The 6,000-nt window shown below is 62.4% G+C and carries 5 protein-coding genes; 3 read left to right on the top strand and 2 right to left on the bottom strand.

Annotated elements, in window-relative coordinates:
* From FKV25_RS16050 to FKV25_RS16040, 3 genes are all read left to right on the top strand, one after another.
* The coding region (locus tag FKV25_RS16050) for a chitinase N-terminal domain-containing protein (RefSeq protein ID WP_141519797.1) at positions 1-756 on the top strand (756 nt) is incomplete at its 5' end.
* Positions 756-3,077 carry an RHS repeat-associated core domain-containing protein gene (locus FKV25_RS16045; RefSeq protein WP_141519796.1) on the top strand — a complete coding sequence of 774 codons (2,322 nt, stop codon included), beginning with the start codon at positions 756-758 and terminating at the stop codon, positions 3,075-3,077. The genes FKV25_RS16050 and FKV25_RS16045, both read left to right, overlap by 1 nt.
* On the top strand, positions 3,077-3,373 hold the full coding sequence (locus FKV25_RS16040) for a hypothetical protein (RefSeq protein WP_141519795.1): 297 nt from the start codon (positions 3,077-3,079) through the stop codon (positions 3,371-3,373). Before FKV25_RS16045 ends, FKV25_RS16040 begins: the two co-directional genes overlap by 1 nt.
* 246 nt (positions 3,374-3,619) lie before the next feature.
* On the opposite strand, the gene FKV25_RS16035 is transcribed toward FKV25_RS16040, so the two are convergent.
* Together FKV25_RS16035 and FKV25_RS16030 are read right to left on the bottom strand one after the other, a co-directional pair.
* A protein-coding gene (locus tag FKV25_RS16035) for an IS3 family transposase (RefSeq protein WP_141519794.1) occupies positions 3,620-4,725 on the bottom strand; the annotation gives its coding sequence in 2 pieces (ribosomal slippage) (positions 3,620-4,467 and positions 4,467-4,725; 1,107 coding nt in all).
* 84 nt (positions 4,726-4,809) lie between these two features.
* The gene (locus FKV25_RS16030; protein WP_141519793.1) at positions 4,810-5,538 is read right to left on the bottom strand and encodes a 2OG-Fe(II) oxygenase; all 729 of its coding nucleotides are present in this window, start codon (positions 5,536-5,538) and stop codon (positions 4,810-4,812) included.
* Between the last annotated feature and the right edge of the window lie 462 nt (positions 5,539-6,000).

The following is a 6,000-nucleotide window of genomic DNA, read 5'->3' as shown; positions in this document are numbered from 1 at the left end:
AGCTGGAGCACCATCCATAACGCAGCAGGAACCAGCAAGTCAGTGTCGGGGCTGACCAATGGCAGCTACGAGTACCGGGTCCGGGCGTGCAACGAGGGCGGTTGCAGCGGCTATTCGAACATCGACACCACCGTGGTAACGCACCCACCGGATGGGCCCACTGTCAGTACACCTGCAGCAGACAACAATGGCGCATATAGCGTGAGTTGGAGCAGTGTCAGCACCGCGACTGAGTATCGCCTGGAGCAACGCAAGAACGGGGGCAGCTGGAGTCAGATCTACAGCGGAACCGGATTGAGCAAAGCCGTATCGGGGCTCACGAACGGCACCTACGACTATCGGGCACGCGCCTGCAACGCGGGGGGCTGCAGCGGCTACTCGGCCACCGACACCACGGTCGTGACATTCCCGCCCAGTTCAGCGCCGACACTCACTGCGCCTACCAGCGCGGATACCGCGACCAACTTCACGGTGAGCTGGACAGCCGTCAGTACGGCGACCGCGTACGAACTTCAGATGGGATTCAACGGAGCGGGCTGGACTACGGTTTACAACAGCTCCGCCAGGTCAGTAACACGCAGCCACAACTTTGACGGGAGTTACGACTACCGCGTAAGGGCATGCAATGCGGGCGGATGCGGCCCATTCTCTGGCGTCAGACGCGTTCAAGTCGTGGACATCGGAGGCGGAGGCCCGTGTCACGAAGGGGTTTGTCCAGAGCCCGATGCGGTGAATCCAATTGAGGAGGAGTCGTGATGGACCACGAGAACAAGAAGCCGGAAGAGCTCCATTACGCCGATCGAACGACCGTGAAACGAAAAGGAACGGTCATTCTCCGCCGACTACATCGCACCCTGCTGGCAATGACCGTGTCAGTCGTCATCGCGACCCCTGCCTTCGCCGGCACGGAAGTCGTGTACGAACGCAGCTTCACCTACGATGAAATGGGGCGTCTGATCGCCGAGCAGGGCGCTGACGGCCAGCTGGTGTCCTATACCTACGATCTCAACAGCAACCTCACGTCCGTGACGGACGGGGAGGAGCGCTCTACGATCCTCACGTACGACGCGCTGGATCGCGTCATAACGAGCACGAACGCGCTCAACCAGACGACGCATTTCACTTATGACGACGGCGATCGGTTGACCAGCGTCAAGGATCCGAAGAACAACACGACGGCCTATATCTACGATGGTTTTGGCCAGCTGTGGCAACAGAGCAGCCCGGACACAGGCGTCACGAGTTTCTCCTACAGCGCAACCGGCCTGCGCACGTCCATGACCCGTGCGGATGGGATCGTCACCACGTACAGCCACGACGGGCTGGGGCGGGTCACGGGGATCACCGCCCAAGGCCAGACCCACAGCTTTGGATATGACAGTTGCAGCAATGGCAAGGGACGCTTGTGCTCCGTGACAGACGCCAGCAACCACGGGACCCTTACGTACGCCTACAGCCCACAAGGTTGGTTGCTGGAACAGAACCAGACACTGGGAACCAGCGCGATCGACTTCAGCCAGAGCTACACCTACGACAACTTGGGCCGGCTGACCCGGATCGACTATCCCAGCAACGTTGCTGTCGGCTTCAGCTACCAGGGCGGGCAACTGACCGGCATGACCGCCGTGGTCAGCGGTACGACCCGCACTGTGCTCAGCGACCTGACGTACCAGCCTTTCGGTGGCGTAACCGGCTGGACCTACGGAAACGGCCTTACCCGGACCCATAGCTACGACCTGGATGGACGGCTGATTGGCCTGAGCACCGTGAACGGCACCAATGACGTCCGCCAGAGCCTTACCTACGGGTATAACGATGCCAATGAGATCACGGGCATCACCAACGCAGTCACGTCCAGTCTGAGCCAGCAGTTCGCGTACGATGACGCTTCTCGACTCACCGCGATCACCGCCTCGGGCGCGAACCAGGGCTTTGCCTACGATGCCAACGGCAACCGCACCAGCCATACCTGGGGAGGGCAAACAGACGGTTACTCCACGGCAACCAACAGCAACCGGCTCCAGGCGGTCACCGGCAATCGGGCCAAGGCGTTCGCCTTGGATGCCAACGGCAACGTGACCGCCAACGGTGATGCGACGTACGGCTACGACGCCTTCAACCGGCTGAGTCAGGTGACCAAGGGCAGTGCGACAACGTACTACTGGGTGAATGCACTAGGACAACGCACCTACAAGAGCAAAGGCTCCCCCAACAACACGGGCTTCATCTACGGGCCGGATGGCATGCTGGCCGCGGAGTACAACTGGAACGGGAGCGGCTGGAAAACCTACCTGCGCCTACCCAACGGTGAGCCGGTCGCACTGGCGCAGGGCGCAGGACTGTACTCGATCCACACCGATCACCTGGGCCGCCCCGAGCTCGTGACCAACGCAGCCAAAGCGACCGTATGGAGGGCCAACAACTACGCCTTCGATCGCGAGGTGATGCTAGATAACCTGAACGGGCTTAACATCGGCTTCCCGGGGCAGTACTACGATGACGAGAGTGGCTTGTGGCAGAACGGGTTCCGGGATTACGACGCCAGTATCGGGCGGTATGTGCAGAGCGATCCCATTGGGCTGGGGGGTGGGTTGAATACTTATGCCTATGTTGGGGGGAATCCGAATAGTTGGATCGACCCATACGGGTTGTCGGGAGCGGCCACACTCCCTTGGTATACAACGTTCCCTGGTTTCGGAGCGGTTGGCGAGTTTCTGGTTGCAGTCGGGACGCGAGCCACGCTTGTAGGAGGATTGCTGTATCCATCGCCCTTGGCTTCAGGGACGTGTCCGAATGGCCCAGGCACATGCGGGCAGATGAATGAAAGTAGTGATGGTGCTCAGGCCCCTGGTATGCCTGGCACGGATGATGGGTACGAATGCCCGAAAAATTGGGATGGGAAGAAAGTGAAGAGTCCGAATGGCCGTGGCTACGGATGGCCAGACAAGAAGGGCAATGTGTGGGTGCCAACCGGGCCAGGATCAGGCGCGCACGGCGGTCCTCATTGGGACGTTCAAAGGCCGGGCGGCGGGTATATCAATGTGTATCCGGGCGGACGTACACGAGGTGGCCGCTGATGCCTAACATCCAAGTAATCGATGGAGCAGATAACTGCACCTATGATGTTTTTGCGATCAGCGTGGATGGCTTTCGTGAAATCTTTCCTGGCGAAACACAGGATGTTGAGTTCGTTGATGACTTTGTTGCTCGCGTTGGCGAACAACACGCAACAAGCGTCTTGAACGAGCTATGGAGGCATCCTGTTGACAAAAAGATTGTCGAAGGCATTCATGGCACGCTTTTTTTTGAGCTTGAGAGAAAAAAAGTGTTCTACCCGACTAAGAAGGAATCAGAAATGTCGATAGGACTCTGAGCCTCTGGCGTGAATTGGTGTCAATGATGCCCGCCGGATCAAAGGGGGCAGAGGTAATTAAGTCTCCTCACGTCCTGTTCTGGGCAGTTCCAGCCGAGCGCGTCCGGGCATGTCAGAGGGGCTCGTGTTCGGAAAGTCCAAGACTGCCGGGTCAATCCCCAGGCGTCTTTAGGATTGGAGCGCGCCGGGAGGTAGGAGATCAAAGGGGACGGAGCGACGTCCCCCCGCTTTCAGTAGCGGTGCGGTTTAGAGTCCGGGGGTGATGGTAGCCGGTTCGCCGGCCAGTCGTTTCGCGTACTCGGCAGGCGTCAGTCCACCGAGTGCCTTCTTCGGTCGCTCCTCGTTGTATTCCCTGCGCCAGGTCTCGGTGATCGTGCGGACATGCACCAGGTGGGTGAACCAGTGTTCGTTCAAGCATTCGTCGCGCAGGCGGCCGTTGAACGACTCGACGTAGGCGTTCTGGTTCGGCTTGCCAGGTTGAATCAGCCGCAGTTGCACACCCCGCTCGTACGCCCAGGTCACCATGGCCTTCCCGCAAAATTCCTTGCCATTGTCGGTCCGGATGACCCGTGGCAGGCCACGGCTGAGCGCGAGACGGTCCAGGACGCGCGTGACGCCTTGGCCCGAGATCGCCCGCTCGACCTCGATGGCAACGGCCTCGTGAGTGGCGTCGTCGACGATGGTCAGGCACTTGATCACCCGGCCTTCGGCAGTGCGGTCGAACACGAAGTCCATCGACCAGACCTCGTTGGCCCGGACCGGCCGCAGCAGCGGCTGCCGCTCGCCCACCGGCACCTTCTTGCGCCTGCGCCGCCGCACCTGCAGCTTTGCCTCCCGATACAGCCGCTCCACACGCTTGTAGTTCACGAGTTCTCCCGCCTGCCCGAGCTTGAGGTGGATCATCCCGACGCCGTAACGCTTGTACCGCTGCGCCAGCGCCAGGATCCGCCCACGCAGCTCGATGTTGCGATCGGGACGTGGGACATAGCGCAGCGCACTGGCACTCATGCGCACCGCCGCCAGCGCCCGACGCTCGCTCAGTCCCTTGCCCACCAGATGCCGCACCAGCGTCCTGCGCGCCGGCGCGGTCACCACTTTTTTCGCAAGGCATCCTTGATCACGTCGTTCTCGAACATCTGCTCGGCCAGCAGCTTCTTCAGCCGGGTGTTCTCGGCCTCCAGCTCCTTCAGGCGCTTGGCGTCGGGCACGCTCATGCCGCCGAATTTGCTGCGCCACAGGTAGTAGGAGGCTTCGCTGAAGCCATGTCGGCGGCACAACTCTTTGACCGGCAGCCCGGCCTCGGCTTCACGCAGGAAGCCAATGATCTGCTCTTCGGTAAAGCGCTTCTTCACGTCCAATCTCCTTCTGCTTTGGGATTGGACTCCAAATCGCCGTGCTACTCAAAGGTGGGGGGACGTCGCCGGTACGGGGTGGGCTCAGTCGGTGCGGCCGGCGCCGCCGCCGTAGAGGGTTTCGGCGCGCTGGAACAGGACCCAGCTGGTGGCGATGAACTTGTCGCCGCCCAGGGGGCGGTTGCCGCGGTGGGTGTGGGTGAAGGCGGCCGGGGCAATGAGGAGGCTGCCGGTGCGCGGGGCGATCTTGCGCTGCTGGTGCAGGAACTCGGTCTCGCCTTCCTCGAAGCCGTCGTTGAGGTAGATCGTCCACAGCAGGTGGCGATGCAAGGTCTCGCCGCGGGCGTCGCGGGGGAAGAGTTCGCAATGCCAGTAGGGGTAGCCGCCGCGGCCGCCGGTGTAGCGTTGCAGGTTGATCGCACCGGGTCGCATGACGGTCTGCACCACGCCGGCGAGGCCTTCGTCCGGCATCGCGCGAAGGCGTTCGGCGGTCAGGCGATGGCGGGCGCCGTCCTCGCCGCCGACCTCGAGCATCAACGGGGCGATCAGGGTGTAGGGATGGCGGCGCAGGTAAGCCATCAGGCCCTTGAACACGGCGGTGTTGAGCAGGCCTTCGACGTCCTGCCATTCGGGCTTGCCGGCCAGGGTGATGTCGCGGCTGTCCTTGAGCTCGGGGCGGTGCCCGCCGCCGACCAGGCCCGGGCCGTCGGCGCCGCTGTCCTGGAAGCGCGCCACGACGGCGGCGCATTGCTCGGCGGACAGGGCGTCGGGGAAGACTTCGATGAAATCGGGGCTGGCGTTGGGGTCGTCCATGTCGTGCGGGCCGGGGCCGGAGTGATCGAACCGGCATCCTCGCACGCGGGGGCGGGCGGCGGTCAAATGGCGGGTCCGGTCGTCGTGGGGAGATGGAGAAAAAGCGGAAGGCTGGATCCCAGCGTTCGCTGGGATGACGGCTGGGGAGATGGCGGCTTGTTGGGGGTGCGCGGTCCCGGGTGCGTGCGGGACGTGCGTGGTCGACGGAGGTGGCAGGGCTCGGGAGACCATGCGCATTGCGATCGGACTTCGTTCGGCGCAATGCCCGTTGGTTATTGCGCCCTGCGGGTCTGCCGGCAACGGGATCCACGACGCTTCCGGCCGGTGATGGGTTTTGCTTCGCGCTACCCATCCTACGTTGATACGGCGCCGAGATGAGGCGTCGAGGGCCGAGTGGGCGGGGCGCGCCCGTTTGCGTAGAAAAGAGCCGGAGGCTGGATCCCAGCGTTCGCTGGGATGACG

This window comes from Marilutibacter aestuarii (assembly GCF_006546775.1).
GTDB lineage: Bacteria > Pseudomonadota > Gammaproteobacteria > Xanthomonadales > Xanthomonadaceae > Marilutibacter > Marilutibacter aestuarii.
This window is presented reverse-complemented; position numbering and strand designations above follow the sequence as displayed.

Excerpts from the sequence above, each read along its gene's own strand:
- FKV25_RS16045 (WP_141519796.1), top strand. The coding sequence starts at position 756 with ATGGACCACGAGAACAAGAAGCCGGAAGAGCTCCATTACGCCGATCGA.
- FKV25_RS16040 (WP_141519795.1), top strand. The coding sequence starts at position 3,077 with ATGCCTAACATCCAAGTAATCGATGGAGCAGATAACTGCACCTATGAT.
- FKV25_RS16030 (WP_141519793.1), bottom strand. The coding sequence starts at position 5,538 with ATGGACGACCCCAACGCCAGCCCCGATTTCATCGAAGTCTTCCCCGAC.